At 72.5% G+C, this 26,811-nt stretch carries 25 protein-coding genes; 21 read left to right on the forward strand and 4 right to left on the reverse strand.

The genetic code is table 11. The features are described from left to right. The first annotated feature begins 60 nt into the window (after nucleotides 1-60). Both BJ993_RS13025 and BJ993_RS13030 read left to right on the forward strand, forming a co-directional pair. Nucleotides 61-1,122 carry an NAD-dependent epimerase/dehydratase family protein gene (locus BJ993_RS13025; protein ID WP_051932846.1) on the forward strand — a complete coding sequence of 354 codons (1,062 nt, stop codon included), beginning with the start codon at nucleotides 61-63 and terminating at the stop codon, nucleotides 1,120-1,122. After that, nucleotides 1,115-2,401: a lysophospholipid acyltransferase family protein gene (locus BJ993_RS13030; protein WP_179649116.1), complete on the forward strand. Its 1,287-nt coding sequence runs from the start codon at nucleotides 1,115-1,117 to the stop codon at nucleotides 2,399-2,401. Before BJ993_RS13025 ends, BJ993_RS13030 begins: the two co-directional genes overlap by 8 nt. A 133-nt stretch (nucleotides 2,402-2,534) precedes the next feature. On the opposite strand, the gene BJ993_RS13035 is transcribed toward BJ993_RS13030, so the two are convergent. From BJ993_RS13035 to BJ993_RS13045, 3 genes are all read right to left on the reverse strand, one after another. Continuing rightward, entirely contained in the window at nucleotides 2,535-3,632 is a 1,098-nt protein-coding gene (locus tag BJ993_RS13035; RefSeq protein ID WP_257027403.1) for a DUF5667 domain-containing protein, read from the reverse strand. Nucleotides 3,633-3,771: 139 nt separating this feature from the next. Beyond that, nucleotides 3,772-4,575, reverse strand: a complete 804-nt coding sequence (locus BJ993_RS13040) for a sigma-70 family RNA polymerase sigma factor (protein ID WP_036550122.1) — start codon at nucleotides 4,573-4,575, stop codon at nucleotides 3,772-3,774. Nucleotides 4,576-4,736: 161 nt separating this feature from the next. After that, the gene (locus tag BJ993_RS13045) at nucleotides 4,737-5,624 is read right to left on the reverse strand and encodes an HAD family hydrolase (RefSeq protein ID WP_179649120.1); all 888 of its coding nucleotides are present in this window, start codon (nucleotides 5,622-5,624) and stop codon (nucleotides 4,737-4,739) included. A gap of 69 nt (nucleotides 5,625-5,693) precedes the next feature. Here BJ993_RS13045 and BJ993_RS13050 point away from each other — a divergent pair, with 69 nt between their 5' ends. The 13 genes from BJ993_RS13050 to hemB all read left to right on the forward strand — a co-directional run bounded on the left by BJ993_RS13050 (nucleotide 5,694) and on the right by hemB (nucleotide 19,066). Next, entirely contained in the window at nucleotides 5,694-7,304 is a 1,611-nt protein-coding gene (locus tag BJ993_RS13050) for a class I adenylate-forming enzyme family protein (protein WP_179649122.1), read from the forward strand. After that, nucleotides 7,301-7,558 carry a glutaredoxin family protein gene (locus BJ993_RS13055; protein WP_036550129.1) on the forward strand — a complete coding sequence of 86 codons (258 nt, stop codon included), beginning with the start codon at nucleotides 7,301-7,303 and terminating at the stop codon, nucleotides 7,556-7,558. Before BJ993_RS13050 ends, BJ993_RS13055 begins: the two co-directional genes overlap by 4 nt. Before the next feature lie 30 nt (nucleotides 7,559-7,588). Then, entirely contained in the window at nucleotides 7,589-8,140 is a 552-nt protein-coding gene (locus tag BJ993_RS13060; RefSeq protein WP_179649124.1) for a hypothetical protein, read from the forward strand. Next, nucleotides 8,137-9,630, forward strand: coding sequence for a hypothetical protein (locus BJ993_RS13065; RefSeq protein WP_179649126.1), 1,494 nt, complete (start codon nucleotides 8,137-8,139; stop codon nucleotides 9,628-9,630). Before BJ993_RS13060 ends, BJ993_RS13065 begins: the two co-directional genes overlap by 4 nt. Nucleotides 9,631-9,708: 78 nt before the next feature. After that, nucleotides 9,709-10,764 carry a glycosyltransferase family 2 protein gene (locus BJ993_RS13070; RefSeq protein ID WP_179649128.1) on the forward strand — a complete coding sequence of 352 codons (1,056 nt, stop codon included), beginning with the start codon at nucleotides 9,709-9,711 and terminating at the stop codon, nucleotides 10,762-10,764. 29 nt (nucleotides 10,765-10,793) lie between these two features. Continuing rightward, on the forward strand, nucleotides 10,794-11,240 hold the full coding sequence (locus BJ993_RS13075; RefSeq protein ID WP_308645708.1) for a GtrA family protein: 447 nt from the start codon (nucleotides 10,794-10,796) through the stop codon (nucleotides 11,238-11,240). Between the two features lie 117 nt (nucleotides 11,241-11,357). Then, entirely contained in the window at nucleotides 11,358-12,056 is a 699-nt protein-coding gene (locus tag BJ993_RS13080; protein ID WP_036550135.1) for a redox-sensing transcriptional repressor Rex, read from the forward strand. Then, entirely contained in the window at nucleotides 12,053-13,360 is a 1,308-nt protein-coding gene (locus tag BJ993_RS13085) for a glutamyl-tRNA reductase (protein ID WP_179649130.1), read from the forward strand. Before BJ993_RS13080 ends, BJ993_RS13085 begins: the two co-directional genes overlap by 4 nt. Further along, on the forward strand, nucleotides 13,357-14,388 hold the full coding sequence (gene hemC / locus BJ993_RS13090; protein WP_179649132.1) for a hydroxymethylbilane synthase: 1,032 nt from the start codon (nucleotides 13,357-13,359) through the stop codon (nucleotides 14,386-14,388). Before BJ993_RS13085 ends, hemC begins: the two co-directional genes overlap by 4 nt. Then, entirely contained in the window at nucleotides 14,385-16,046 is a 1,662-nt protein-coding gene (locus tag BJ993_RS13095) for a bifunctional uroporphyrinogen-III C-methyltransferase/uroporphyrinogen-III synthase (protein ID WP_179649134.1), read from the forward strand. The genes hemC and BJ993_RS13095 overlap by 4 nt, the downstream gene beginning before the upstream one ends. Nucleotides 16,047-16,178: 132 nt before the next feature. Then, nucleotides 16,179-16,706: a SigE family RNA polymerase sigma factor gene (locus BJ993_RS13100; RefSeq protein WP_179649136.1), complete on the forward strand. Its 528-nt coding sequence runs from the start codon at nucleotides 16,179-16,181 to the stop codon at nucleotides 16,704-16,706. Continuing rightward, a complete protein-coding gene (locus BJ993_RS13105) occupies nucleotides 16,700-18,049 on the forward strand; it encodes a hypothetical protein (protein ID WP_179649138.1) in 1,350 nt (449 codons plus the stop codon). Before BJ993_RS13100 ends, BJ993_RS13105 begins: the two co-directional genes overlap by 7 nt. A 21-nt stretch (nucleotides 18,050-18,070) precedes the next feature. Next, nucleotides 18,071-19,066 (forward strand): porphobilinogen synthase, encoded by a 996-nt coding sequence (hemB, locus tag BJ993_RS13110; protein WP_179649140.1) that lies wholly within the window; start codon nucleotides 18,071-18,073, stop codon nucleotides 19,064-19,066. A 211-nt stretch (nucleotides 19,067-19,277) separates the two neighbouring features. On the opposite strand, the gene BJ993_RS13115 is transcribed toward hemB, so the two are convergent. After that, complete coding sequence (locus BJ993_RS13115) at nucleotides 19,278-20,522, reverse strand: lytic murein transglycosylase (protein WP_051932852.1); 1,245 nt, start codon at nucleotides 20,520-20,522, stop codon at nucleotides 19,278-19,280. A gap of 321 nt (nucleotides 20,523-20,843) precedes the next feature. Here BJ993_RS13115 and hemL point away from each other — a divergent pair, with 321 nt between their 5' ends. Genes hemL through ccsB form a run of 6 tightly spaced genes read left to right on the forward strand, consistent with a single transcriptional unit; the run spans nucleotide 20,844 to nucleotide 26,747 of the window. Beyond that, on the forward strand, nucleotides 20,844-22,178 hold the full coding sequence (gene hemL, locus BJ993_RS13120; RefSeq protein ID WP_242530480.1) for a glutamate-1-semialdehyde 2,1-aminomutase: 1,335 nt from the start codon (nucleotides 20,844-20,846) through the stop codon (nucleotides 22,176-22,178). Continuing rightward, complete coding sequence (locus BJ993_RS13125) at nucleotides 22,175-22,873, forward strand: histidine phosphatase family protein (protein ID WP_179649142.1); 699 nt, start codon at nucleotides 22,175-22,177, stop codon at nucleotides 22,871-22,873. Before hemL ends, BJ993_RS13125 begins: the two co-directional genes overlap by 4 nt. Continuing rightward, entirely contained in the window at nucleotides 22,870-23,433 is a 564-nt protein-coding gene (locus BJ993_RS13130; RefSeq protein WP_179649144.1) for a TlpA disulfide reductase family protein, read from the forward strand. Before BJ993_RS13125 ends, BJ993_RS13130 begins: the two co-directional genes overlap by 4 nt. A gap of 13 nt (nucleotides 23,434-23,446) precedes the next feature. Further along, nucleotides 23,447-24,211: a cytochrome c biogenesis CcdA family protein gene (locus tag BJ993_RS13135; RefSeq protein ID WP_036550156.1), complete on the forward strand. Its 765-nt coding sequence runs from the start codon at nucleotides 23,447-23,449 to the stop codon at nucleotides 24,209-24,211. After that, nucleotides 24,208-25,764: a cytochrome c biogenesis protein ResB gene (gene resB, locus BJ993_RS13140; protein WP_308645562.1), complete on the forward strand. Its 1,557-nt coding sequence runs from the start codon at nucleotides 24,208-24,210 to the stop codon at nucleotides 25,762-25,764. The genes BJ993_RS13135 and resB overlap by 4 nt, the downstream gene beginning before the upstream one ends. Next, nucleotides 25,761-26,747, forward strand: a complete 987-nt coding sequence (gene ccsB, locus BJ993_RS13145) for a c-type cytochrome biogenesis protein CcsB (protein WP_179649146.1) — start codon at nucleotides 25,761-25,763, stop codon at nucleotides 26,745-26,747. The genes resB and ccsB overlap by 4 nt, the downstream gene beginning before the upstream one ends. Nucleotides 26,748-26,811: the final 64 nt, after the last annotated feature.

Consider the following 26,811-nt stretch of genomic DNA (forward strand, 5'->3'; position numbering starts at 1 on the left):
GCCAGCCTGCCGTCGCCGGTGCGCGCCTCGCGCACCGGCCGCACCCTGAGGAGTCAGCGGATGGGCACCGGTCGCACGGTCCTGGTCACCGGGGTCTCGCGAGACCTCGGCCGGACCTTCGCGCGCACGCTCGCCAATGACCCCGGGGTCGACCGCGTCGTCGGTGTCGACGTGGTCCCGCCGCGAGGCGACCTCGGCGACGTCACCTTCGTGCGTGCCGACATCCGCAACCCGGTGATCGCCAAGGTGATCGCCAAGGAGGACGTCGACACGGTCGTCCACATGAGCGTCATCGCCACGCCCGGCTCCGCCGGCGCGCGCGGCACGATGAAGGAGCTCAACGTCATCGGGACGATGCAGCTCCTCGCGGCCTGCCAGAAGTCCGAGCAGGTCCGCCAGCTCGTGGTGAAGTCCTCGACGACCGCCTACGGCGCGAGCAGCCGCGACCCCGCGATGTTCACCGAGGACATGGAGCCGCGCCGGCCCCCGCGCAGCGGCTACGCCAAGGACGTCAACGAGGTCGAGCGCTACGTGCGCGGCTTCGCGCGACGTCGCCCCGACGCCACGGTCACCCTGCTGCGCTGCGCCAACGTGATCGGGCCCCGCGTGGTGAGCCCCCTGGCGTCGTACTTCCGCCTGCCGGTGATCCCCACCGTCCTCGGCTTCGACCCGCGCCTGCAGTTCCTGCACGAGACCGACCTCAACCGGGTGCTGCGGCACGCGGTGCTGAGCAACGTCCCCGGCACGTTCAACATCGCCGGCGACGGTCTCCTGATGCTCTCCCAGGCCCTGCGCCGGATGGGTCGCACCAGCGTCCCCCTCCCGGGCCCCGCCTTCGGCGGCGTGGGCGGGATCCTCAAGTCGGCGCGGATGGCCGACCTCTCGCCCGAGCTGGTCGCCTTCCTGACCTACGGCCGTGGCGTCGACACGACCCGGATGCGCACCGAACTCGGCTTCGAGCCGACGTACTCGACGGCGGCGGCGTTCGCCGAGTTCGTCGCCACGATCCCGCCGGGCTCCCGCCGCACCGACCGTGTGCTGGGCGCCCTGGCCGACCACCTCCCGCCGGTCGACGACGACCGTCCCGCCCAGCTCACCGTTGCCGGAGGCAAGGATGGCTGACGCCGAGATCATCCCGATCGGTACCCGCGGACGTCCCGGACGCGGCACCGGCACCCGCCCGTCGTCGGCGGCCCGCGGCCTCGCGCCCAAGTCCGGTACGCCGCGCAAGCCCGCCTCGGACGCCCCCGCCACCGCGGACGCCGCGAAGCCCGCGTCGCCGGCCGCGAAGCAGGCGTCCGAGCAGGCCTCGAAGCAGCCGACGGCGCCGCGCCCCGCACCGGCCGCGAAGAAGCCGGCCCCGCGCAAGCAGGCCGCCCCGAAGCCGGTGGCGCCCGCCCCGGAGCCGGTCATCGCGACCGCTTCCCTGCTCGACGGCCTCGGCCAGGACGCGCCGTCGACGGTCCCAGCGGCCCGCACCGAGGAGCGCGGCCTCAGCCCGCTGGCCGGCATCCCCGTCGGCGACTGGCTGGCCGCCTTCCAGCACGCCGCGCGCGAGCTGTTCGGCGACCAGTGGGAGCCGCAGCTCGCCCGCTTCCTGGCCTTCCTGCGCCGGCGCCTGACCGGCGACTACACCGTCGACGAGTACGGCTTCGACGCCGAGGTCACCGAGCGCTTCTTCATGGCGGCGCTGCGCCCGATCGCGCAGAAGTGGTTCCGCATCGAGGTGCGCGGTGTCGAGAACATCCCCACCGAGGGCGGGGCGCTGGTCGTGTCCAACCACTCGGGCACGATCCCGGTCGACGGCCTGATGACGATGGTCTCGATCCACGACCACGCCGGGCGCCACCTGCGCCCGCTCGGCGCCGACCTGGTCTTCCGCCTGCCCGTCGTCGGCTCGCTCGCCCGCAAGGGCGGCGCAACGCTGGCGTGCAACGAGGACGCCGAGCGGATGCTGCGCGGCGGGGAGCTCGTCGGTGTCTGGCCCGAGGGCTTCAAGGGCATCGGCAAGCCGTTCTCGGAGCGCTACAAGCTGCAGCGCTTCGGCCGCGGCGGCTTCGTGTCCGCCGCGCTGCGCACCGGCGTCCCGATCATCCCGCTGTCCGTCGTCGGGGCCGAGGAGATCTACCCCCTCGTCGGCAACATCCCGTCGCTGGCGCGCCTGCTCGGCGTCCCGTACATCCCGATCACGCCGTTCTTCCCGCTCCTCGGCCCGCTCGGCCTCGTGCCGCTCCCGTCGAAGTGGCTGCTGGAGTTCGGCGAGCCGATCCGGACCGACGAGTACGACGACGGCGCGGCCGAGGACCCGATGCTGGTCTTCAACGTGACCGACCAGGTCCGCGAGACGATCCAGCAGACGCTCTACAGCCTGCTGATGCAGCGCGAGAGCGTGTTCAAGTAGCAGGAAGTCCTGCTGCGCGACCCAGCTGGGTCTCGTGACGCGTCGCGATCTCGCTTGCTCCGCCGCGCGAGCTCGCCGACGCTCCTCGACCTTCGGCGGTCATCCGCGCCTTAGCGAGCTCAGGCGCGGAGCGTCACTTCAGCAGGCCGCCGAGGACGCCGCCCAGGCCGTCCAGCACGTTGCCGATGACCGTGTCGGTCGTCGGGGTCGTCGGCTTCGGCCCGGTGGTGGAGCCGCCGCCGAGTCCGCCGGTGATGTCGTCGATCGCGCCGCCGACCTTGTCGGTCAGGTCGTCGACCGGCCCGGTCGTGGTCGGTGCGTCGCTGGGCGCGGCCCCGTCCGTCGACTGCTGCGCGGGCTTGTCGCGCTTCGGCCGGTCCTTCGGCGGGGCGGTCGCCTCGGCCTGGTCGATGACCGGGACGTTCAGCAGGGCGCGGACCTGCTCGAGGGCAGCGATGTCGGGCAGCTCGGCGATCCCGCCGTCGGCGCACGTCGGGCACGCCTCCCATGCCGCCGCGTCGACCTGGCGCACCGTCTGGGTGGCCGTGATCAGCGGCGAGCGCAGCTCCTCGGGCACGAGCGGGCCGAGCGCGCCGAGCACGTCCATGCTGTCGGCGGCGAAGGCGCGGAGGTCGGCGATCCCGTCGGTCTTGCCGGTCTGGGAGAAGTCGTCGAGCGCCAGCTCGGAGGCCTGCGTGGTCTGGTCGGTGAAGTCCTGCAGCGTCGAGGCGATGACGTCGCTGTCGGCGTCGCGGGCCGTGAGCTCCTGGACCTCCTCGAGCCGCGCCTCCGCGTGCGAGAGCAGGGAGTCGGCCTTCCCGGCGTTGTCGGACTGCAGGTTGGTCTGCGCGTTCTCGATCGCCCGCTTGACCGGGTAGAGCACGTCGCCGGGCAGGGAGTCCTGCGCGGCCATCGCCATCGAGCCGGTGGCCGAGACGACTGCGAAGCCGCCGACGAGGGCCGCGATACGGCGCTCCCGGGAGCCGCGACGCTGGCGCGGCGTGAGCCGCGCGGCCAGGTCGTCCTGAGCGACGGCCGGCGCGCGCTCGGCGGCGGCGACCAGCTGCGTGCGCAGCGAGGAGACGAACTCCGGGCGGGCCGTCACGGGGGGCACGGAGCGCAGGGCGGCGACCAGCTCGAGCAGCTCCGCGTGCTCCGCGCCGTCTCCGGCGCGTCCGGAGACCAGCGCGTCGAACTCCTCCGCGCCGCGCGACCAGCCGTTCCCGCGCATCACAACGTCCGTCCTCGTGTCCAGGGGGCCGTGTGGCCCGGAATGCCCTTGCAGACATCCAACGACCTGGGGGCCCGGCTGGTTACGGTCCGAATGACCATGCTGGAGTAGTCCGAATTGACCATCGGTCGCCGCGCCGTCATCGGATCCCCTCCGGCATCAGCTTGGCGAGGTTGCGCACGCCGCGGAGCTGGAGCTGCTTGATCGCCCCGTCGCTGCGGCCGAGGGCGGCCGCCGTCTCGGCGATGCTCATGCCCTGCAGGAAGCGCATGATCAGGCAGTCGCGCTGCTCGTTGGGCAGCTTGGTGAGCGCGTCGAGGAGGATCTCGTTGGTCAGGCTGGCCAGGACGGCGTTCTCCGGGCCCTCGGTCGCGTCGTCGTGCTGGCCCATGTCCTCGGTGGTCAGCTCGAGGCGGGTGCGGCCGGCCTTGAAGTGGTCGGTGGCCAGGTTGCGGGCGATCGTCATCAGCCAGGCGCCGAAGTCCTTGCCCTGCCACCGGAACGACGGCATGTTGCGCAGCGCGCGGAAGAAGGTCTCCGAGCACAGGTCCTCGGCGACCACCACGGAGCGGGTGCGGTAGTAGAGGAAGCGGTAGACCGACGGCTGGTAGTGGTCGTAGAGCAGGCCGAACGCCTCGGCGTCGCCGCCGCGGGCGAGCTCGACGAGCCCGATCAGCCGCTCGCGCTCCTCGGGGGAGTCCTCCGACGAGGTCGCCAGGGTCGAGTCGTTGTAGCCGGAGCCGGCCGAGCCGCGCTCGAAGGAGTCGTCGCGCTCGGCGTGCGCCTCGCTGAGCAGCCAGGCGTCGGTACGACGGCCCGGTGCGGCGGCGTACGGGCCGCCGGCGACCGCGAGGGCCGGGGTGGGCTCCAGGGTGAGCGCAGCGACGACAGCGGCACGCAGGGCGTCCAGCCCGCGCGCGACATCGCTCCGATCCCAGGTCATACCCGGTCCCCTCCCTTGTGCCCCCGCACGGGATCCTACGGCGGATCCTTTCGCAGTGGTACCGGAACGCGATAACCGAGCGACCCGGAAATACGCCCGTGAAGTAGTCATTTCGGACCAGATCCGGTCACGTCGTGACCACATCCGGTGCCACCCCCGGCTCAGCCCAGCCTCTTCTTCACCTGGCGCCGCACGAAGGTGCCGGCGACGGCTGCGCCAGTGGCGGCGGAGCCCACCACGAGGCCGGCCCGTGCGGCCTTGCGCCCGGTGCGGTAGTCCCGGATCCGCCAGCCGTGGGAGCGGGCGTAGGACCGCAGCTTCGGGTCCGGGTTGATCGCGCAGGGATCCCCGACGAGGCTCAGCATCGGCAGGTCGTTCGCGGAGTCGCTGTAGGCCGAGCACGCGGCGAGGTCGAGGCCCTCGCGCTCGGCGAGTGCCTGCACGGCGATCGCCTTGGCGGGCCCGTGGAGCATGTCGCCGACGAGCCTGCCGGTGTAGACCCCGTCGACGTGCTCGGCAACCGTGCCGAGGGCGCCGGTGAGGCCGAGCCGACGGGCGATCAGGTTGGCGATCTCGATGGGCGCCGCCGTGACCAGCCACACCCGCTGCCCCTGGTCGAGGTGCAGCTGGGCGAGGGCGCGCGTGCCCGGCCAGATCCGGTGCGCCATCGCCTCGTCGAAGATCTCCTCGCCGATCTCCTCGAGCTCCTGCACGGTGTGGCCGGCGATGAACGCGAGGGCGGAGTTGCGGGCCTCGGCGACGTGCTCGGGGTCCTCGACGCCGACGAAGCGGAAGTACGCCTGCTTCCACGCTGCGCCGATCAGGTCGCGGGTCGTGAAGAAGTCCCGCCGGTAGAGGCCGCGGGCGAGGTGGAAGATGCTGGCGCCCTGCATGACGGTGTTGTCGACGTCGAAGAAGGCTGCCGCATGGGGGTCCGCCGGCTGCGCCAGCGCGGTCTCGACCTCGGCTGCGGCAGCGGCCGCTTCCCCGGCGAGCTTGGAGCGCTGCTGGAGGTTGAGGCGGCGAGGCCGTTCGGCCGACGATCCCATGGCTCCACTCTAGGGATTCCGTGTTTCCTGCGGGTTCCCGTCCCGCAACCACGCCGTAGGATCGCCCCCATGCCCGAGACGGACCACGCCCGCGTCGCTCCCGACGTGGCGGCGCTGGTCGAGGCCGCGGCCCAGGACCTGCCGGACCGCCTCGCGGTCGTCGAGGCGGGTGGCCGCGGGCTGACCTGGTCGGGCCTGGACGACGAGGTCGACCGGGTCGCCTCAGGCCTGGGCTCCCACGGCATCCTCGCCGGCCACCGGGTGATGATCGCGATGGGCAACCGGATCGAGTTCGTCACGACGTACCTCGGCATCCTGCGCGCTCAGGCGGTCGCGGTCCCGGTCAACCCGGGCTCGACGGTGACCGAGCTCGCCGCGATGCTGGTCGACTCCGGCGCCCGTGCCGTCGTCGTCGACGCCGACACCGTCGACGCGGCCCGCGAGGCCGTCGACCGCACCGAGGTCGTGGCCGCCGCCCGCGACGAGGGCCGTCCGGTGCCGCGCCTGGTCGTCGTCGGCGTCGAGGCGGCCACCGCCGAGATCGGGTACGACGACCTGCGCGCCTCCGACGTCCGGCCGGTGCCGCCGCTGCCGGACCCCGAGAAGCTCGCCGTGCTCCTCTACACCAGCGGCACCTCCGGGCGCCCGCGCGCCGCGATGCTCACGCACCGGGCGCTGCTCGCCAACGTCGAGCAGGTGGCGACGGTCGAGCCGCCGATGATCAGTCCCGACGACGTCGTCCTCGGTGTCCTCCCGCTCTTCCACGTCTACGGCCTCGGAGCCGTCCTCGGCGGCGTGATCCGCCACCGCGCGAAGCTGGTGCTGACCGACCGGTTCGACCCCGAGGGCACCCTCGACCTGATCGAGGACGAGGCGTGCAGCGTGGTCCCGGTCGCACCGCCGGTCTTCGCCGCCTGGCGCGGCGTCGACGCGCTCGCCGAGCGGCTCGGTCCGGTGCGGATGATCCTGTCCGGCTCCGCGCCGCTGTCCGCCGAGGTGGTCGAGGAGTTCACCGCGCTGGTCAAGGTGCCGGTTCACCAGGGCTACGGGCTGACCGAGGCGGCTCCGGTCGTCACGACCACGCTGCTCTCCGCCGACGCGAAGCCCGGCTCGGTGGGCGCCGCGCTGAGCGGCATCGACCTCCGCCTCGTCGATGACGACGGCCACCCGCTCGAGGGTGCCGAGGCCGACGACGCCGGCGAGATCCAGATCCGCGGCCGCAACCTCTTCAGCGGCTACTGGCCCGACGGCGCCGACGGGCCCGGTGCGGACGGCTGGTGGTCCACCGGCGACGTGGGCTTCCTCGACGCCGACGGCGACCTCTTCCTCGTCGACCGGGTCAAGGAGCTGGTCATCGTCTCCGGCTTCAACGTCTACCCGACCGAGGTCGAGGCGGTCGTCGGCCAGGTCGACGGGGTCCGGCAGGTCGCGGTGCTCGGCACGCCCGACGAGCGCACCGGCGAGGCCGTCGTCGCGTACGTCGTCCCGGCGGACGCCGAGGCCGACGCGGACGCCCTCGTGGCAGCGGTCCACGCGCTCGCCGAGGAGCGGCTGGCGCCGTACAAGCGACCGGGGCGGGTCGAGGTGGTCGACGCGCTCCCACGAACCGTCACCGGCAAGATCCGCAAGGGCATGCTGCGCGGCTACGAGCGCCGCAAGGCGCTGGGGATCCTCGAATGACGGAGCAGTCCGCGCAGCCCGCCCGCGTCACCCTCTACGGCCGTCCGGGCTGCCACCTGTGCGACGACGCCCGGGCCGTGATCGAGGCCGTCTGCGCCGAGCTGGGCGAGAGCTACGTCGAGGTCTCGATCGACGACGACCCTGAGCTCGCCGACCGCTTCGCCCACGAGATCCCGGTGACCTTCGTCGACGGCCGGCAGCACGACTTCTGGCGGGTGAGCCCGGACCGGCTGCGCCGTGCCCTCCGCGGGTAGCGCCCGGCCCCCGACTATCCTCTGCGGATCATGCTTCCGCACCTCCATCCGCGACAGCGCCGGATCGGCATCGCGGTCGGTGCGCTGGCCGTTCTCGTGCTGCTCCTGCTGAGCCACTCCTTCGGCCGCGCCGTCCCCACCAACAACTACCGCCCGCTCATCACGACCGACGCGATCGCCAGCGGCTGCTACCCGCTGCCGGGCAACGCACGGCTCGACCTGCCCTACCAGGTGCGGTGGGACGGGGACGTGGAGACCGCGCAGGGGGAGCGGCGGATCCTGCGCGGGCAGTACGACCTGGTGGACCTCGACGAGGCAGTCGAGCGACTGGTCGCGTCCTTCACCGCGGTCGGGTTCGCGCCCGACCCGTCCGAGCATTCCGCCCTGCCGTCGGACGACTCGCTGACGCTGTCCAAGGGCGCAGAGCGCGTCACCATCACCGTGACCGAGCTCCCCGGCACCAGCGCCGAGACCCTCGTCCGCGGCACCTTCGTCCTCGACCTGCCGGTCGCGGAGCCGGCCCGGCCGGACGACCCGGTGTGCGCGGACCCCAAGTCCACCAAGCGCTGGGGGGATCGATGAGCCGCCTGACGACGCTCGCCCACCGGCTGCCCCCGGCCCCGGTCCTGCTCGGCTGGCTGGTCGTCGCGCACGTGCTGCTGAAGGTCGCCCTCTTCCCCGTGGTGATGTCCGCGCCGCCGCACGGCGACGAGCAGGCCTACCTCAACGGCAGCATGGCGCTGTCCAACGCCATCCGCGACCTCTTCTCCTTCACCAGCCCCGACCGGGCCGAGCTCGACCGCAATGTCGTCGCGTCCGGGTGGTTCATGCCCGGCATGTCGATCGTGGTCGCCCCGCTCTACGTCGTGTTCCCCGACGCGGGTCCGGCCCTGGTCCGCGGCTACTGCGGCATCGTGACCCTCGCGCTCTACGTCGTGGCCCTGCGCAGCGTCGTGCGCGTGCTCGGTCACCGCTGGGCGGTCGCCCTGGCCGTCTTCCCCGGCCTGGTGCCGATGTGGGTCTACTTCGGGTACGGCGCCTGGGGCGACCTCAACGCGGGCCTCGTCCTCCTGCTGGTCGTCCTGCGCCTGGTCGAGATGTTCCGCACGCTGCGGCGGGGGGAGGCGCCGACGGTCCGGGACGGACTGGTCCTCGGGCTGCTGTCGGTGGTCACGCTCTACCTCCGCTCGAGCACCTCGGTGCTGCTGGCGGGGCTCGGCGTGGTCGCCCTGGCCACGGCGGTCGTGCTCCTCCGTGGCGCGCCCCGCTGGCGGGCGGTCGGGTCCGCGGCGGTGGCCGGCGTCGTGTTCCTCCTGCTCCTGGCCCCGTGGTCGGCGTACGCGTCGCACGTGCTCGACGCCCGCGTGCTGACGACGACCACGGTCGCCACGTCGAAGGCCAACACCTTCGGTGACCGTGAGCAGGTGTGCTTCGGTCCCTGCGACCCGGACAGCACGCTGTGGTTCCGGCCGTTGCGCTACGCCCGCGAGGTCGGGCGCGCCACCGGGACGAGCGAGGTCGACGTCCTCAAGGAGATGTCCGCCTACGCCCGGCGCGATATGACGATCCACGGCTACCTCGACCAGGTCGGCCACAACCTCGCCGCGTACTCCCTCCAGCCGGCCGTCTTCGTCGACCACGTGGTGCCGGAGGACGAGCGCGGGCCGGCGGGCTCCGCTGCGGCCTGGACCGTGAAGGTGACGACCTGGCTGGTGTACTTCCCGGCCCTGCTGCTGGTCGTCGCGGCACTGCTCTCGGTCGTCCGGCGCAGCCTCGAGGCGCGGCTGGTCGACGTCCTGGTGAAGCTGTGCCTCGGAGCTCTGCTCGTCCAGCCCTTCGTGCACGTCGCCGGTGGGCGCTACTGGACCACGGCCGCACCCTTCTTCGGGCTCGCCGCGGCGACCTTCGTGGTCGAGCGGCTGGTCCGTGCCGGCCGGCTCCCCGCCCCCGCGACGGGAGTCGTCACCGACGGCGATCGCACGGTGGAGCGGTGGCTCAACCGGATCCAGGTCGTGCTGGCAGCCGCGGTCGCGATCGTGGCGGTCGCGGTCCTCGCCGCCGTCGTGCTCTAGTTCGCGTCCGGCATCCGCGGCGGCGGCCCGGCCGCCCATCCACCGAGGACGACCGGACATGGCCTAGGGTCGGTGGCCATGCACGACCGCGACCCCTCGAGCGCCCCACGTCGGGTCGCCTACGTCCTCCCCGTCTACAACGAGGAGGAGAACATCGCGGTGTTCCACGCCGCGCTGGTGGAGGCGACGGCCGCCCGTCCCGACCTCGACTTCGAGTTCGTGTACGTCGACGACGGCAGCCGCGACGCGTCGCTGGAGCGCCTCGTGGAGCTGCGCGCGAAGGACTCGCGGGTCACGGTCGTCCAGTTCTCCCGCAACTTCGGCCACCAGCTGGCCGTGACCGCCGGGCTCGACCTCGTCGCGGAGAGCGGCGACGCGGACGCGGTGATCGTGATGGACACCGACCTGCAGGACCCCCCGCGCGTCAGCCTGGAGATGATCGAGCGCTGGGAGGAGGGCGTCGAGGTCGTCTACGCCCAGCGTCGTACCCGCAAGGACACGCCCTTCAAGCGGGCGACCGCCTGGGGCTTCTACTGGGTGCTCGACCGGCTCGCGTCGATCCAGATCCCGCGCAATGTCGGCGACTTCCGGCTCATGGACGCCCGCGTGGTCGCCGAGATCTCGCGCTACCGCGAGCACGACCGCTTCCTGCGCGGCATCGTCGCCCACGTCGGCTTCCGCCAGGAGGCGCTCCTCTTCGACCGCGACGAGCGCTTCGCGGGCGAGACCGGCTACCCGCTGAAGAAGATGCTCAGCTTCGCCGCGAGCGGCATCCTGGGCTTCTCGACCACGCCGCTGAAGCTCATCTCCCGCTTCGGCTACGCGATCTCGCTCTTCAGCGTGCTGCTGGCCTGCTACGTGCTGTTCATCCGGGTCTTCAGGCCGGAGGAGTCCGTGCCGGGCTGGGCGTTCCTCGGCGTCGGCATGTTCATGCTCAGCGGCATCCAGCTGGTGATGATGGGCGTGATCGGCAGCTATCTCGGCCGTGTGTACGTCGAGGCCCAGGACCGCCCGCTCTACACGTTGGCGATGGTCGCGCGCGACCGCGGCGCCGACCCGGAGTCCGGGACCGGCCGGAGCGGGCCGCGCCGCCACCGCGACATGGGCGCCCTCGACCCGGGGGCCGAGTCCTGAGCGACCCGGGCAGCCACCGCGGCGCGGCGATCCGGTTCGCTGCCGTCGGCGTCTGCAACACGGCGATCGACGCGGTGCTGTTCGTGCTGCTCCACGACCACCTGGGCATCACCCTGGCGAACTTCGTCTCGAGCAGCGCGGGCATGGTCTTCAGCTTCGTCGTGAACGGCCTGTTCACCTTCCGGGCCGAGAGGCTCACGCTGCGGCACGCGGCCCTCTTCGTCGCCTCGACGGGCCTGGTCATGTGGGTCGCCCAGCCGCTGCTGATCCACGGCTGGCTGTGGGTGCTGGAACAGGGACCGGACGTCGCCCTGGGCGGGATGTCCGCCGGCGACGTACGGATCTGGCTGGCGAAGCTCGCCTCGATCGCGTGCAGCCTCGTGCTCAACTTCCTGGCCTACCGCTACGTCGTGTGGCCCGTGGAGCACCGCGGCGAGGAGCACGCGCCACAGGCGTCGTCGGGCGAGGGTGTGTGACGCATCTCCGACCGCCCGAACTTGCACTCCCGCCGGTTTTGTTCTCACGTTCACAAACTCCTACAGTGATCGAGTCGCGCCCCTCCGGACTGCTGGGCGTGGCTGGAAAGTGGAGCTGTGACCGCACGGAGTTCGACGGATGCCAACCGGGTCATCCCGGAGGCCACGGTCGCCCGCCTGCCCGTCTACCTGCGGGCGCTGACGGCCCTGGCCGACCAGGGCATCCGCACCTGCTCGAGCGAGGACCTCGCGTCCGCCGCCGGCGTCAACAGCGCCAAGCTCCGCAAGGACCTGTCCTACCTCGGCAGCTACGGCACCCGCGGCGTCGGGTACGACGTCGACTACCTCCGCTACCAGATCGCCCGTGAGATCGGGGTGACCCAGGACTGGCCGGTCGTCATCGTCGGCATCGGCAACCTGGGCCACGCGCTCGCCAACTTCTCCGGCTTCCGCAGCCGCGGCTTCCGGGTCGTCGCGCTGCTCGACGCCGACCCGGCGCTGGTCGGCCAGACCGTCGCCGGCGTGCAGGTGCGGCCCTTCGACGAGCTCGAGGAGACCGTGCGCACCAACGACGTCGCCATCGGCGTGATCGCCACCCCCGCCGTCGCGGCGCAGGACGTGGCGGACCGCATGGTCGCGACGGGCATCACGAGCATCCTCAACTTCGCGCCGGCCGTGCTGGCCGTCCCCGAGGGCGTCGACGTGCGCAAGGTCGACCTGTCGATCGAGCTGCAGATCCTCGCCTACCACGAGCAGCGCAAGGCGGGCGGCGCCGACCCGGCGACTGTCGTCGGCGCGGACGGAGGTGCTGCATGAGCGTGCTGGTCGTGGGGATCTCCCACAACTCCGCCCCGATGGCGCTGCTCGAGCGGGTCGCCCTCGACGAGGACGGCGTGCAGAAGCTCGTCGCCGACGCCGCCTCCTGCGAGCACGTCACCGAGGCGACCGTGATCGCGACGTGCAACCGGCTCGAGATCTACACCGAGGTCGAGCGCTTCCACGGCAGCATCGAGCAGATCTCCAAGCTGCTCGTCGACCGGGCCGGCGAGGGCGTCGAGGCGATGCTCCCGCACCTCTACGTCCACTACGACGACGGCGCGATCTCGCACCTCTTCCAGGTCGCCGCGGGCCTCGACTCGATGGCCGTCGGCGAGGGCCAGATCCTCGGCCAGACCCGGGAGGCGCTGCGCCGCGGCCAGGAGCTCGGCACGGTCGGCCCCGCCCTCAACCTGCTCTTCCAGCAGGCGCTGCGGGTCGGCAAGCGCACCCGCGCCGAGACGGAGATCGACCAGGTCGCCCCGACGCTGGTGAGCGCCGCGCTCGACGAGACCACCCGGGCCGTCGGCGACGTCGCCGGCAAGTACGTCGTCGTGGTCGGCGCCGGCGCGATGGCCGGCCTCGCCACGGCCACCGTCAGCCGGCTCGGCGCCGGGCACCTGACCGTGGTCAACCGGTCGAGCGACCGCGGGGAGCGCCTCGCCGCGCAGTACGACGCCCACGCGGTCCCGCTCGAGCAGCTGGTCGCCGAGCTCGGCCGCGCCGACATCGTCATCTCCTGCACCGGCTCGGCCGGCGCGATCATCGACGCCCCGGCGCTCGCCGCGGCGCGGGCCGGCGTCGACCGCCCGATCGGGCTGATCGACCTGGCCCTGCCGCACGACATCGACCGCGGCGTGCGCGACCTGCCGGGCGTCTCGCTCGTGGGCCTCGCCGACCTCGCGGAGGTGCTGCAGGGCGGCGCCACCGGCCAGGAGGTGCTCGAGGTCCGGCGGATCCTCGGCGAGGAGGTCACCGCCTTCCTCGCGGCCCGCCGCCAGGCCAGCGTCACCCCGACCGTCGTCGCGCTCCGCTCGATGGCCACCAATGTCGTCGACGCGGAGATGAGCCGGCTCGAGAGCCGCCTGCCCGACCTCGACGACGTCACCCGCCGCGAGATCCAGCACACGGTGCGCCGGGTCGCCGACAAGCTCCTCCACGAGCCGACGGTGCGCGTCAAGGAGCTCGCCAACGAGCAGGGCGCCGTCTCCTACGCCGCCGCCCTCGCCGAGCTCTTCGCGCTCGACCCCGAGGCCGTCGACGCGGTCACCCGTCCCATCGGTGTCGAGGAGGCGGGCGCATGACCGCTCCTGCGAAGCTGAGGATCGGCACCCGCCGCAGCGCCCTCGCCACGACCCAGTCCGGCCACGTCGCCGACGCCATCACCGAGCTGACCGGCGTCGAGACCGTGCTGGTCGAGATCACCACCGACGGTGACCGCAGCCAGGCCGCGGGCACCCCGCTCACCGGGGCTCCCTCGACCGGTGTCTTCGTCAGCGCGCTGCGCGACGCACTGCTGTCGGGCGAGGTCGACGTGGCCGTCCACTCGCTGAAGGACCTCCCCACCTACGCCGCCGACGGGATCACCCTGGCCGCCGTACCTCCCCGCGAGGACCCGCGCGACGTGATCGTCGCGCGCGACGGCCTCACCCTCGGCGAGCTGCCCGTCGGCAGCCGGCTCGGAACCGGGTCCCCGCGCCGGGTCGCGCAGGTCGAGGCGCTCGGCCTGGGCCTCGAGATCAGCGGGGTGCGCGGCAACGTCGACACCCGCATCGGCAAGGTCCGCTCCGGTGAGTACGACGCCGTCGTGCTCGCCCGCGCCGGCCTGGCCCGCCTCGGCCGGCTCGAGGAGGCGACCGAGGTGCTCGACCCGCTCCAGGTGCTGCCGGCCCCCGGCCAGGGCGCGCTGGCGGTGGAGTGCCGCAGCGACGACGCCGCCACGCTCGCCGTGCTCGCCCGGCTCGACGACGCCGGCACGCACGCCGCCGTCACCGCCGAGCGGGTCGTCATGGCCCGGCTCGAGGGTGGCTGCGCCGCCCCGATCGGCGCCCTCGCCGAGCTCGCCGAGGGCGAGGACGGCCCCGAGATCTGGCTGCGCGCGGTGGTCCTGTCCACCGACGGTGCCCTGTCCGTGCGCCGCTCCGCCTCCGCCGAGCTCGGTGCCGACCCGGCGGGCTGGCCTGCCGCGGCCGCCGCCCTGGGGGAGGCACTCGCCGCCGAGATGCTCGATGACGGCGCCGGGGACCTCGTCGGGCCACCCGCTCCCGGCGACCCCACCACTGAGACCCCAGTCCACCCATCCGCACGATCTGCAGAGGTGCACAACGCATGACGCGAGCCACGACAGCCAAGTCGGCTGCCCCGACTCCCGCCGCCCAGGTCAAGCCCGGCGGCGTCGCCTTCGTCGGCACCGGCCCCGGTGACCCCGACCTGCTGACAGTGCGCGCCGTCAGGCTCATCGAGGACGCCGACGTCGTCATCACCGAGGACCCCGGTCACGCCGACCTGGTCCGCGTGGTGCGCGCCCGCGCCGCGGTCGTCGGGGAGGAGACCACCGACGAGGTCGAGTTCGTCGACGGCGGGTTCGGCGAGGACGGCCAGCCCCTCACCCACGCCGCCCGCGCCAAGGTCGTCGTCAAGCAGGCCAAGCGCGGCCTGCGCGTCGTCCGCCTGCTCGGTGGCGACCCGTTCCTCTACGCCTCGGGCCCGGAGGAGGCGCAGGCCGTCGCCAAGGCCGGCATCGGCTTCGAGGTCGTCCCCGGCGTCTCGTCCGTCGGCGCCGTCCCGGCGTACGCCGGCATCCCGCTGACCACCAAGGACCACCGCGAGGTGGCCGTGGTGACCTGCGGCGACAAGGTCGACTGGTCCCGCTACGCCGACACCCCGACGCTCGTCCTGCTCTCCGCCGTCGGCCAGATCGCCGACATCGCCAAGCAGCTGATCGCGATCGGCCGCTCGCCGGAGACCCCGGTCGCGATGACCCGGGTCGGCACGACCACCGAGCAGCAGACGGTCACCTCGACCCTCGAGCGGATCGCCGCCGACGCCCGCGCCGCCCGGATCGCCCCGCCGGCGATCACGGTCATCGGCTCGGTCGTCGACCTGCGCGAGAAGCTGTCGTGGTTCGAGACCAAGCCGCTCTTCGGCTGGCGGGTGCTGGTGCCGCGCACCAAGGAGCAGTCCGCCTCGCTGTCCAACCGCCTGCGCGAGTTCGGTGGTGTGCCGGAGGAGGTCCCGACGATCTCGGTCGAGCCGCCGCGCAACCCGCAGCAGATGGACAAGGCCGTCCGCGGCCTGGTCGAGGGTCGCTACGAGTGGATCGCGTTCACCTCGGTCAACGCGGTCAAGGCCGTGCGCGAGAAGTTCGAGGAGTACGGCCTCGACGCCCGCGCCTTCTCGGGCCTCAAGATCGCCGCGGTCGGCGACAAGACCGCCCAGGCGATCGCCGCCTGGGGCCTGCGCGCCGACCTGGTGCCGTCGGGCGAGCAGTCCGCCGCCGGCCTGCTCGAGGACTGGCCCGAGTACGACGAGCAGCTCGACCCGATCAACCGGGTCTTCCTGCCGCGCGCCGACATCGCGACCGAGAACCTCGTCGCCGGCCTGATCGACCTCGGCTGGGAGTGCGACGACGTCACCGCCTACCGCACCGTCCGGGCCGCCCCGCCGCCGGCGCCGACCCGCGACGCGATCAAGACGGGTAAGTTCGACGCGGTCGTCTTCACCTCGTCCTCGACCGTGCGCAACCTGGTCGGCATCGCCGGCAAGCCGCACCCGTCGACGGTCATCGCGGTGATCGGCCCCGCCACGGCCAAGACCGCCGAGGAGCACGGCCTGCGCGTCGACGTGATGGCGCCGCAGCCCGACGTCGACCTGCTCGTCGAGGCGCTCGCCGGCTTCGGTGCCGACCGCCGCGCCGCGATGCTGGAGGCCGGTGACCCGGTCACCAAGCCGAGCGACCGCAAGCCGTCGGCCCGCCGCAAGAAGGCCTGAGGACTCCCTGTCCGACTCGTGCGCCTGAGACCCTCGACATCCGGGGTCTCAGGCACACGACTCGTTTTCGGCGCCTCCGTGCAACCTGACCTCCGGCTCACCGCGTTGAGCAGGACATGGAGCGAGTGATCGATGCGTGAACGGGACGAGGCCGAGTTCGTCGCCTTCGCGCAGGGCGCCCGGGAGCGGTTGCGGCGTACGGCCTTCCTGCTGTGCGGCGACTGGGACCGGGCCTCGGACCACGTCCAGGAGGGCCTGATCCGGGTCTACGCGGCGTGGCCGCGTCTCGAGCGGGCCGGGCGCGAGTACGCCTACGCCCGCAAGGCCGTGGTCAGCGCCGTGCTCGACCACGCCCGGCGGCGTTCGAGCACCGAGCTGGTCATCGAGCCGGACCCCGAGCGTCCCGCCGACGGCGACTTCGTCGACACCCTGACCGCCCGGGCCGCGCTGATGGAGGCCCTGGCGGGCCTGCCGCCGCGCCAGCGGGCGTGCGTGGTGCTGCGCTACTTCGAGGACCTCAGCGTCGCCGACACGGCGACCGCCCTCGGGTGCAGCCAGGGCAACGTCAAGAGCCAGACCGCCCGTGCGCTCGATCGCCTCCGCTCCGTGTTCGAGGACTCGCCGCTCGGCGAGCTGACCCTGGGAGCGACGTCATGGTGAACGAACTGCGGGACCTCATGCAGCAGCTGGTCGCGTCCCCGCCGGAGGGCGACAGCGACCTGGGCGCGGTGCTGGCCGGTGGCCGGAGCCGGGTACGCCGCCGGCGCCGTGGCCTGGCCACGGTGGTCGCGGCAGCGGCGACGGTCGCGGCCGTCGCGGGCACCGCGCTGGTGGCCGGTGGGGGCGACGACGCTGACGACCAGGTCGCCAACCGCACCGTGCCCCGCCCGGACGGGCCCGTGCTGCACCTCGGCGACGCCACGCCGGCGGCCGAGGGCACGGACTACGACGTGCTGGCGTCGTACACGAACGAGGACCTGGACGCCGCCAACGGGCAGTACTACGACGGTGTCACCGACGACGGGCTGATCCTGTTCCGCGACGGCCCGCACGGCGTCGACAACAGCTTCCGCCTCGCGCTCCTGGACCCGGCGACGGGCGACAAGGACTGGCTGCCCGCCCACGACCTCGGGAGCCAGCCGCAGCCGGTCGCCCTCGGCCGCGACCGGCTGGTGCTCGTCACCTGGGTGACCGACCAGGGTGAGGGCATGCGGGCGGTGGCCTTCGACCGCGGCACCCGCCGCTGGTCGGACCTGACCTGGCCGGACCTCCCGGAGAGCGCCAACGCGTGGTCGGCGAAGCTCGGCCCCGACGGCCGGCTGTACGTGGGCGTGCCGGCGACCGTGGGCTCCCCGCCGCCGGGCGGCTGGCCCACGGGCAAGGACGGCGAGGCCGACGACTCGGCGGCGGAGGGCGACACCTACGACCTCTGGTCGGTGTCGCTGGACGACACGGCCGACGTGCGCGACGAGCGCCTGCGCGTCGGGAGCTTCGCCTTCGCCGACGACTCGCTGGTCTGGACCGCGCGGACCAATGGCACCAACGACCGGATCCACGTGCGCGACCTCGCGACCGGCGAGGAGCAGGACTTCGACCCCCGCTCGGGCGAGCGGTGCAACGTCCTGTCCTTCGGCGTCGTCGACGACAAGGTCGTGCTGAGCGAGTACTGCGGCGACTACGACGACGGCCGCGACGACCGGGTGCAGGTGCTCACGACCGCCGGCGAGCCGGTGACGACGATCCAGGGCAACGGCCTCGACGGCTATGTCACGGGCGGGCTCGTCAAGGTGACGGCGTACGCCGGGCGCACGGCCGGGAGCTACGTCTACGAGCCCGACAGCGGCCGGTTCGTCCGCGTCAGCGACGGCGTGTCGTCGTACGCCCTGGGAGGCGGTCCGCTGCCCGACGGCTACCTGATGTGGGAAACCCCCGTCGGGAAGGCCAGCGACCCGCAGGAGCCGATCCCCGGCGCCACCCAGTGGCTGGTCCGCTGGCGCTCCTGACCCGCTCCTAGACTCGGAGCCATGAGCGACATCCAGCGTCCCGTGGTCCGCCCCCGCCGCCTGCGCACCACGGCGGCGATGCGGGACCTGGTCGCCCGGACCTCCCTGCGGCCCGAGCAGCTGATCCTGCCGGTGTTCGTCCGCGAGGGCGCGAGCGAGCCGACGCCGATCAGCTCGATGCCCGGCGTCGTCCAGCACACCCGCGACACGCTGCGCAAGGCGGCCGTCGAGGCCGCCGAGGTGGGCCTGAAGGGGATCATGCTGTTCGGGATCCCGGAGACCAAGGACGCCGACGGCTCGGGCGCCACCGACCCCGACGGCATCCTCAACGTCGCCCTCGCCGACGTCGCCGCCGAGGTCGGCGACGCGCTCGTCGTGATGGGCGACCTGTGCCTCGACGAGTTCACCGACCACGGCCATTGCGGCGTGCTGGCGCCGGACGGCCGCGTCGACAACGACGCCACCCTCGCCCGGTACGCCGACATGGCGGTCGTGCAGGCCGAGGCCGGCGCCGCGCTGGTCGGCCCCAGCGGCATGATGGACGGGCAGGTGCGGGTCATCCGAGAGGCGCTCGACGCCGCGGGCCACACCGACACCGGCATCCTCGCCTACTCGGCGAAGTACGCCTCCGCCTTCTTCGGGCCCTTCCGCGAGGCCGTCGACAGCTCGCTGGAGGGCGACCGGCGCACCTACCAGCAGGACGGCCGTCGCGACGGCCGCGAGGGCGTGCGCGAGGCCCTGCTCGACATCGAGGAGGGGGCCGACATCGTCATGGTGAAGCCGGCCCTGGCCTACCTCGACGTGCTGCGCCAGGTGGCCGACGCCGCCGGCGAGCTCGGCGTCCCGGTGGCGGCGTACAACATCTCGGGGGAGTACGCCATGGTCGAGGCCGCCGCCGCGAACGGCTGGATCGACCGCGAGCCGGCCATCCTCGAGACGCTCACCTCGATCCGCCGGGCCGGGGCGGACATGATCCTGACCTACTGGGCCACCGAGGCCGCCCGCCTGTTGCGCTGACGAAGTGTGACTGTTTCTCCGCCGAAGTGGCGGAGTTTCTCCTTCGAGGTGTGTGGGTTTCTCCTGGTCAGAACCGCCTCGACGAGCAGTCGCCGCACCTGGCCGGAGAAACACTCACACTTCGAAGGAGAAGACCACACACTTCGCGGGACATGACAAGAGCCCCGGCCTGGGGGGTGTGGCCGGGGCTCTTGCGGGTCGTGCGTGGGTGCTACTTGCCGAGGCCGTAGCTCAGCAGGCAGTTGAGCAGCTGGACCGTCTGCGTCAGCTTCGGGTAGGTGCTCTGGCAGGCGCTCTGCGCCTCGGCCTTGGTCAGCGGGCCGAGGAGGCCGCTGATCAGGTTGGAGGTCACGGTGCCGACGCCCTTGTCGACGGTCTCGACCGTCTCCTTGACCGCGTCCGTGCCGCCCTTGATCGGGTCGCTGCCGCCGCCGGTGCCGCCGTCACCACCACCGGTGCCGCCGTCGCCGCCGCCCGTGCCGCCGTCGCCACCGCCGGTGCTGCCACCGTCGGAGCCGCCGGTCGAGCCGCCGGTGCTGCCACCGGTCGAGCCGCCGCCCGTGGTCGTGCCGCCGTGGTTGCGGCCCTTCGTGCCCTTGGGGCCGCCGACGTTGAAGCTCGGCGGCTCGGGGACGACATAGCCCGCGGCGGTCGAGTTGTTCGGCACCGAGGTGAAGTCGCCCTCGAGGTAGGCGTTCATGATCTTGAGGACCAGGTCGACGTAGGCGTCGCTGTGGTTGTAGCGGTAGACCGCCGCGCGCTGGCCGGCCACCGTGGAGAGGTCGCCGTCGCCGGAGCAGAGGTAGACCGCCGCGGCGAGCGCAGCGTCGTCGATGTCCTGCGGGTTGCGGGAGGCGTCGTCGTCAGCGTCCACGCCCACGACCTGCCAGGTCGACGGGATGAACTGCATCGGGCCGACCGCGCGGTCCCACTGGGTGTCGTTGTCGTAGACGCCGGCGTCGGTGTCGGAGACCGCCTTCGTCTTGTTCTTGCCGTTGAGCGGGATGCCGTAGATGCCCGGGGTCGCCACACCGTCGTCGTTGAGGACGTTGCCGCCGAAGCGACCGTGGTTGGACTCGACGCGGCCGATCGCGGCGATCAGCTGCCAGGTGATCTTGCAGCTCTTGTCGGCGGAGTTGATGACCGTCTCGGCGCGCTGGTACGCCGCCAGCGCGGCAGCCGGGATCGCGTTGGTCGACGCCGCGTTGACGATGCCCGCCGCGTTGCCGCCGTTGAGGCCCTCCACCTCGGCGGGGTCGGACAGGCTCGCCGGGTCGTCGATCGACTCCTCGGGCACGCTCGTGCCGTCGGTGACCTGACCCGGATTCTCCGCCGCGACGACCGGAGCCGCCACGCCGCCGATGCCGGCGACGGACGCCGTCCAGGCAGCCGACAGCAGCGCGAGCGGAATGATGGTGGCGACGCGTTGCAGCCGCCCCAGACGCTTCCTCGACATGTCCCGTCTCTCTCCCCTGGCCATCACTGGCCGTCTCGCGTGGGCCGCTCCCTCTAAGCCCCCACCTGTGCGCCGGCCGCGTGCGTCCGACCCACGAGGCGTGGACCGGCGTACGGCACGGCTCCTGGTCAACGAATCGTGACACACCGAAGTTATGGGTGTCACATGATCCGGACCACAATGCGGTCCCCGTGGTATGTGCACGCGGCACAAAGACGCCGGATGTGACACCACTCCCTCCCGGGAGCCCGGCCGCTCAGGTGGCTCTCAGGAAGGGACCGCGATGAGGGGCGCCGCGGGGGGATCGGTGACAATGCTGGAGTGCCCGACCTCGTGACCACCGGCCCGACCACCGGCTCCGACGACCTCTTCGCCCGGGCCCGCGCCGTGACCCCCGGTGGGGTGAACTCCCCGGTCCGGGCGTTCAACGCCGTCGGCGGCACCCCGCGGTTCATCCGCTCGGCCTCCGGCCCGTGGCTCACCGACGTCGACGGCAACACCTATGTCGACCTGGTCTGCTCGTGGGGGCCGATGCTGCTCGGCCACGGCCACCCCGCCGTGGTGGAGGCGGTCCAGGCGGCGCTGTCGCGCGGTACGTCGTACGGCACGCCCACGGAGGGGGAGGTGGCCCTCGTCGAGGCGATCGTCGCCCGCACCCCCGTCGAGCGCCTGCGCCTGGTGTCGTCGGGCACCGAGGCGACCATGTCGGCGATCCGGCTGGCGCGCGGCTTCACCGGGCGCGACGTCATCGTGAAGTTCGCCGGCTGCTACCACGGCCACGTCGACTCGCTGCTCGCCGCGGCCGGGTCCGGGCTGACCACCTTCTCCATCCCGGGGACGCCGGGCGTGCCGGCCAGCTCCACCGAGCTGACCCTGGTGCTGCCGTACAACGACCGCGAGGCGGTCGCCGCCGCGTTCGCCGAGCACGGCGACCGGATCGCCTGCCTGATCACCGAGGCCGCGCCCGGCAACATGGGCGTGGTCCCGCCGGCACCCGGCTTCAACCAGTTCCTCGCCGAGACCTGCCGCGCCCACGGTGCGCTGTTCATCAGCGACGAGGTGATGACCGGCTTCCGCGTCTCGAAGGCGGGCCAGTGGGGCACCGACGGTGCCGTCGAGGGCTGGGTCCCCGACCTGATGACCTTCGGCAAGGTGATGGGCGGCGGCCTGCCCGCCGCGGCCTTCGGCGGCCGCGCGGACGTGATGGGCCACCTCGCCCCCGAGGGCCCCGTCTACCAGGCCGGCACACTCTCGGGGAACCCGGTCGCGACCGCAGCCGGCCTCGCCACGCTCGATGCCGCGACCGACGAGGTCTACGCCCGGCTCGACGTGGTCGCCGACGCGCTGCGGGCCGGGGCCGCCGAGGCGTTCACCGCCGCGGGCGTCCCGCACGTCATCCAGTCGACCGGCTCGATGTTCTCCGTCTTCCTCACCGAGGACCCGGTCACCGACTACGCCGAGGCGCAGCGGACCGACGTGCCGGCGTACGCCGCCTTCTTCCACGCGATGCTCGACCACGGCGTGCACCTGCCGCCGTCCGCCTTCGAGGCGTGGTTCGTGTCGTCGTCCCACGACGACCGCGCGGTCCAGCAGGTCCTCGACGCCCTTCCGGTGGCCGCCCGCGCCGCCGCCGAGACCTTCGGAGCGAGCAAGTGACCGGCATCCCCGACACGATCGTCCACCTCGTCCGCCACGGCGAGGTCCACAACCCGCAGGGCATCCTCTACGGACGCCGTGACGGCTTCCACCTGTCGGTGCGCGGGCGGGCCATGGCCGACCGCGTGGGCGAGGCGCTCAAGGGCAACGACATCACCCTGATCCGGTCCTCGCCGCTCGAGCGCGCGCAGGAGACCGCGGCCCCGCTCGCGTCGGCGCTCGGCCTGGAGGTCGGCCTCGAGCCGCGGGTCATCGAGTCGCAGAACCGGTTCGAGGGCCTCACCTTCGGCAAGGGCAACAACGCGCTGCGCAACCCGCTGCTGTGGCGCCACCTCTACAACCCGTTCAAGCCGTCGTGGGGCGAGCCCTACCGGGCGATCGTCGAGCGGATGATGACGGCCGTCCACGACGCCCGCCGCGACGCCGCCGGCCACGAGGCGGTGCTGGTCTCCCACCAGCTGCCGATCTGGACGACCCGCCTCGCCGCGGAGAAGCGGTCCTTCCTGCACGACCCGCGCAAGCGGCAGTGCACCCTGTGCTCGATCACCTCCTTCGGGTTCGCGGGCGACGAGCTCGTCGAGATCTCCTACGCTGAGCCGGCGATCGACCTGATCCCGACCGGCGACATCGCCGCGCCGTTCTCGGCCGGTGACGCCCCCGAGGAGAACAAGCCGGAGGGGACACCGCCCGCATGATCCGTCGCGCCCTGGCCGGCCTGGCCGTGCTCGTCCTGACGTCCGGCTGCTCGGGCGTCAAGGGCACCGACGACCTCGAGTACGTCGGCGGCGACGGCAAGGTCGTCGAGGTCGCGAAGGACAAGCGCGAGGACCCGGTCGAGATCAGCGGGGAGACCGTGCAGGGCGAGCCGCTCGACATCAGCGACCTGCGCGGCAAGGCGGTCGTGCTCAACGTGTGGTGGTCCGGCTGCGGGCCGTGCCGCTCCGAGATGCCGATGCTGGTCGACGCCGAGGAGGAGCTGGGCAAGGACGAGGTGGCCTTCGTCGGCATCAACATCCGCGACCTGGCCCCCGAGAACGCCGCCGCCTTCGAGGACGACCGCGGCGTCGACTACCCCTCGCTCTACGACCCGGGCAGCGAGACCCTGGGCTCGCTCGGCAAGTACGAGACCCGGTCCGTGCCGGCGACGTACGTCCTCGACACCGAGGGCCGGGTCGCCGCGCTGATGAACGGTCCGGTGCCCTCGAAGAGCACCCTGGTGACCCTTGTCCGGGACGTCCTCGCGGAGAAGGGCTGAGGGTGGCGGGCTGATGGGTGAATGGTTCCAGGAGCAGGCCGCCGCCGGGTCGCTCGGCCTGGCCGTGCCGGTCGCCGCGATCGCCGGGCTGGTCTCCTTCTTCTCCCCGTGCGTGCTGCCGCTGCTGCCGGGCTACCTCTCCTACGCGACCGGGCTGTCCGGCGCGGACCTCGCCGCCGGTGAGGCCGGGAAGCGGCGCGGCCGGATGCTGCTCGGGTCGATCCTGTTCGTGCTCGGCTTCGCCGTCGTCTTCGTCTTCTACGGCACGGCCTTCGGCTCCATCGGCCAGCCGCTGCGCCGGTGGCAGGACGAGCTGCAGCTCGGCCTCGGCGTCGTCCTGATCGTGCTGGGCCTGGTCTTCGCGGGAGTCCTCTCGATCTTCCAGCGCGACCTGCGCATCCACAAGGTGCCCGCGGTCGGGCTCGGCGCCGCGCCCCTCATCGGCGCCCTCTTCGCGATCGGCTGGACGCCCTGCGTGGGTCCGACCTTCGGCGTGATCCTCAACCTCACCTTCGCCGACGGCGCCACCGCGGCCCGCGGTGGCCTGCTGGCGCTCTGCTACGCGCTGGGCCTCGGGCTGCCCTTCATCATCGTGGCCGTCGCCTACAACCGGCTGTCGAACGCGCTCGGCTGGGTACGCCGCCACCAGGTCGCCTTCATGCGCGTCGGTGGCGCCTTCCTCGTGGTCATCGGCGTCCTGATGGTCACCGGCTGGTGGGACCACGTCGTGCAGTGGGCCCAGCTGCAGACCGTGGACTTCGGGGAGACCATCCTGTGAGCACCGAGCCTGCGGGCACCGGCCGGAAGGCCGGCGAGCTCACCGCGCGCGAGCTGCTGCGCTGGGTGTGGCGCCAGGTCACCTCCATGCGCACCGCGCTGATGCTGCTCCTGCTGCTCGCGCTGGCCGCCATCCCCGGCTCGGTGATCCCGCAGGCCGACGTCGACTCCCTGGCGGTGACCCGCTGGAAGAGCGAGCACCCCAAGCTCACGCCCCTCTACGAGAAGCTCGACCTGTTCTCGGTCTACTCCTCGCCGTGGTTCTCGGCCGTCTACCTGCTGCTCGTCATCTCGCTCGTGGGCTGCATCGTTCCCCGGCTGTTCGTCTACTACCGCGCCCTGCGGGCCCAGCCCCCGGCGGCTCCCCGCCACCTCGGTCGCATGCCCGTGCAGGCGGCGTACACGACGGAGCGGAGCGCCGAGGAGGTGCTGGAGCAGGCGCGGACGGTGCTCGGCCGCCGGCACCGACTGCGGCCGGTCGCCGACGGCGACGACTTCGTCGCCGCCGAGCGCGGTTACCTCCGCGAGGCCGGCAACCTGCTCTTCCACCTGTCGGTGCTCGTGGTGCTGGCGGGCTTCGCGGTCGGTGGCCTGTGGGGCTACCAGGGCGGCGTGATCCTCGTCGAGGGCAGCACGTTCAGCAACAACCTCACGCAGTACGACGACTTCAAGCCCGGCGGCCTGTTCCGCCAGCAGCAGATGCAGGACTTCCGGTTCACGGTCGAGGACTTCGACGTGGACTGGCTGACCAAGGGGCCGCGGGCGGGACAGGCCCGCAAGTTCGAGGCGCACCTCAGCTACCACACCACGAAGGACGCCCCGGAGAAGGAGTACGACCTCCGGGTCAACCACCCGCTGGAGATCGACGGCACCGACGTGTTCCTGATCGGGCACGGCTACGCGCCCGTCGTGACCGTGCGCGACGGCGACGGCAAGGTCACCTACACCGGCCCGACGCCCTTCCTCCCGCAGGACGCGAGCTTCCTGTCCTTCGGCGTGATCAAGCCGCCCGTGGTCGACCCGCAGATCGGCCTGGAGGGCCTGTTCTACCCGTCCTTCGACATGCGCGACGGCAACCCGGTCACCGTCTTCGGCGACGACCTCAACCCGACCCTGTCGATGCTCGCCTACACCGGCGACCTCGGCTACGAGTCGGGCCGTTCGCAGTCGGTCTACGTGCTCGACAAGACCAACGCCAAGCCGATCCAGAAGGACGGCAAGCCGGTCCGTGTCGACCTGCAGGTCGGCGACACCTTCACGCTGCCCGACAACCTCGGCACGGTCACCTTCGACCGGGTCGACCCGTGGATCCGCGTGCAGATCAGCCAGACGCCCGGCAAGGGTGTCGCGCTGATCGGCATGATCATGGCCCTGATCGGCCTCTGCGCATCGCTCTTCATCCGGCCGCGCCGGGTGTGGGTGCGGGCGGTGCCCGGCACAATGACCGACGACGGCGCGACCCGGGTCGAGGTCGCCGTACTCGACAGGTCCGGCAACGGTGAGATGGACGAGGTCCTCGCCACCCTGCTCGGCCAGCTCAAGGAGAAGCAATGACCGACCTCAACTGGGAGAACCTCAGCAACCAGGCCGTCGCGGTGGCGGGCGTCCTCTACTTCATCGCGCTGCTGGTGCACCTCGCCGAGTGGGCCTCGCTGCGCCAGCCGGCCGCCGACCGCGAGCTGGTGGGCTCCGGCGGCGTCGACCTAGCCAAGGACTCCGCTCCGGTGGAGGAGCCGGAGCGGACCGCCTTCCTGGGCCGGCTCGGCTTCCTGCTGACCTGCTTCGCGTGCGTGGTGCACTTCGTGTCCCTCGTCGGCCGCGGCATGGCCGCGGACCCGAACCGGGTGCCGTGGGGCAACATGTACGAGTTCACCCTGACCGGCACGTTCGTCGTGACGCTGCTGTACGTCGCCCTCTACCGCCGCTTCGGCCTCGGCTGGATGGGCCCGCTCGTCGTCGGCTTCGTCGTCACCACGCTGATGGTCGCGGTGATCTGGCTGCACGACGAGGTCGCGCCGCTCACCGAGGCGCTGAACTCCCCGTGGCTGGTCATCCACGTGATCTCCGCCGTCATCGCGACCGGCGCGTTCACCCTCGGCGGCATCGCCTCGGTCATGTACCTCGTCCGGATGCGTGCCGAGCGCCGGGCCGAGGCGTCCGGCCGCCAGCTGCGCGGCTGGATCGCCCGGGTGCCGCAGCTCGACGCGCTCGACCGGCTCGCCTACCGGGTCCACGCCTTCGCGTTCCCGGTGTGGACCTTCGCGGTCCTCATCACCGGACCGATCTGGGCCCACGAGGCGTGGTCGCGCTACTGGAACTGGGACCCCAAGGAGGTCTGGGCGTTCATCACGTGGGTCGTCTACGCCGGCTACCTGCACGCCCGGGCGACCGCCGGCTGGAAGGGTCGCCGCGCCGCGATGCTCGCGCTCGTCGGCGTCGCCACCCTGTGGTTCAACTTCATCGGGATCAACTACTTCTCGACCGCGAGCCAGCACTCGTACGCCGTCGAGCGCCCGGCGTTCATCGACCAACGCTGACGACCGACCGCCCGTCGTACCGGACCCAGTGGCTGCCGGAGGCCCGCACCCACGACCACTGGGT

The organism is Nocardioides aromaticivorans (assembly GCF_013408525.1).
Taxonomy (GTDB): Bacteria; Actinomycetota; Actinomycetes; order Propionibacteriales; family Nocardioidaceae; genus Nocardioides; species Nocardioides aromaticivorans.

Bases quoted from the DNA above. Each gene is read 5' to 3' on its own strand.
- BJ993_RS13050 (WP_179649122.1), top strand. From the start codon at position 5,694: ATGCCCGAGACGGACCACGCCCGCGTCGCTCCCGACGTGGCGGCGCTG.
- BJ993_RS13055 (WP_036550129.1), top strand. From the start codon at position 7,301: ATGACGGAGCAGTCCGCGCAGCCCGCCCGCGTCACCCTCTACGGCCGT.
- hemB (WP_179649140.1), top strand. From the start codon at position 18,071: ATGAGCGACATCCAGCGTCCCGTGGTCCGCCCCCGCCGCCTGCGCACC.
- ccsB (WP_179649146.1), top strand. From the start codon at position 25,761: ATGACCGACCTCAACTGGGAGAACCTCAGCAACCAGGCCGTCGCGGTG.
- BJ993_RS13045 (WP_179649120.1), bottom strand. From the start codon at position 5,624: ATGGGATCGTCGGCCGAACGGCCTCGCCGCCTCAACCTCCAGCAGCGC.
- BJ993_RS13065 (WP_179649126.1), top strand. From the start codon at position 8,137: ATGAGCCGCCTGACGACGCTCGCCCACCGGCTGCCCCCGGCCCCGGTC.
- hemC (WP_179649132.1), top strand. From the start codon at position 13,357: ATGACCGCTCCTGCGAAGCTGAGGATCGGCACCCGCCGCAGCGCCCTC.
- BJ993_RS13135 (WP_036550156.1), top strand. From the start codon at position 23,447: ATGGGTGAATGGTTCCAGGAGCAGGCCGCCGCCGGGTCGCTCGGCCTG.
- BJ993_RS13030 (WP_179649116.1), top strand. From the start codon at position 1,115: ATGGCTGACGCCGAGATCATCCCGATCGGTACCCGCGGACGTCCCGGA.
- BJ993_RS13025 (WP_051932846.1), top strand. From the start codon at position 61: ATGGGCACCGGTCGCACGGTCCTGGTCACCGGGGTCTCGCGAGACCTC.
- BJ993_RS13100 (WP_179649136.1), top strand. From the start codon at position 16,179: ATGCGTGAACGGGACGAGGCCGAGTTCGTCGCCTTCGCGCAGGGCGCC.
- BJ993_RS13040 (WP_036550122.1), bottom strand. From the start codon at position 4,575: ATGACCTGGGATCGGAGCGATGTCGCGCGCGGGCTGGACGCCCTGCGT.
- BJ993_RS13095 (WP_179649134.1), top strand. From the start codon at position 14,385: ATGACGCGAGCCACGACAGCCAAGTCGGCTGCCCCGACTCCCGCCGCC.
- BJ993_RS13115 (WP_051932852.1), bottom strand. From the start codon at position 20,522: ATGTCGAGGAAGCGTCTGGGGCGGCTGCAACGCGTCGCCACCATCATT.
- BJ993_RS13060 (WP_179649124.1), top strand. From the start codon at position 7,589: ATGCTTCCGCACCTCCATCCGCGACAGCGCCGGATCGGCATCGCGGTC.
- BJ993_RS13085 (WP_179649130.1), top strand. From the start codon at position 12,053: ATGAGCGTGCTGGTCGTGGGGATCTCCCACAACTCCGCCCCGATGGCG.
- BJ993_RS13105 (WP_179649138.1), top strand. From the start codon at position 16,700: ATGGTGAACGAACTGCGGGACCTCATGCAGCAGCTGGTCGCGTCCCCG.
- BJ993_RS13130 (WP_179649144.1), top strand. From the start codon at position 22,870: ATGATCCGTCGCGCCCTGGCCGGCCTGGCCGTGCTCGTCCTGACGTCC.
- BJ993_RS13070 (WP_179649128.1), top strand. From the start codon at position 9,709: ATGCACGACCGCGACCCCTCGAGCGCCCCACGTCGGGTCGCCTACGTC.
- BJ993_RS13035 (WP_257027403.1), bottom strand. From the start codon at position 3,632: ATGCGCGGGAACGGCTGGTCGCGCGGCGCGGAGGAGTTCGACGCGCTG.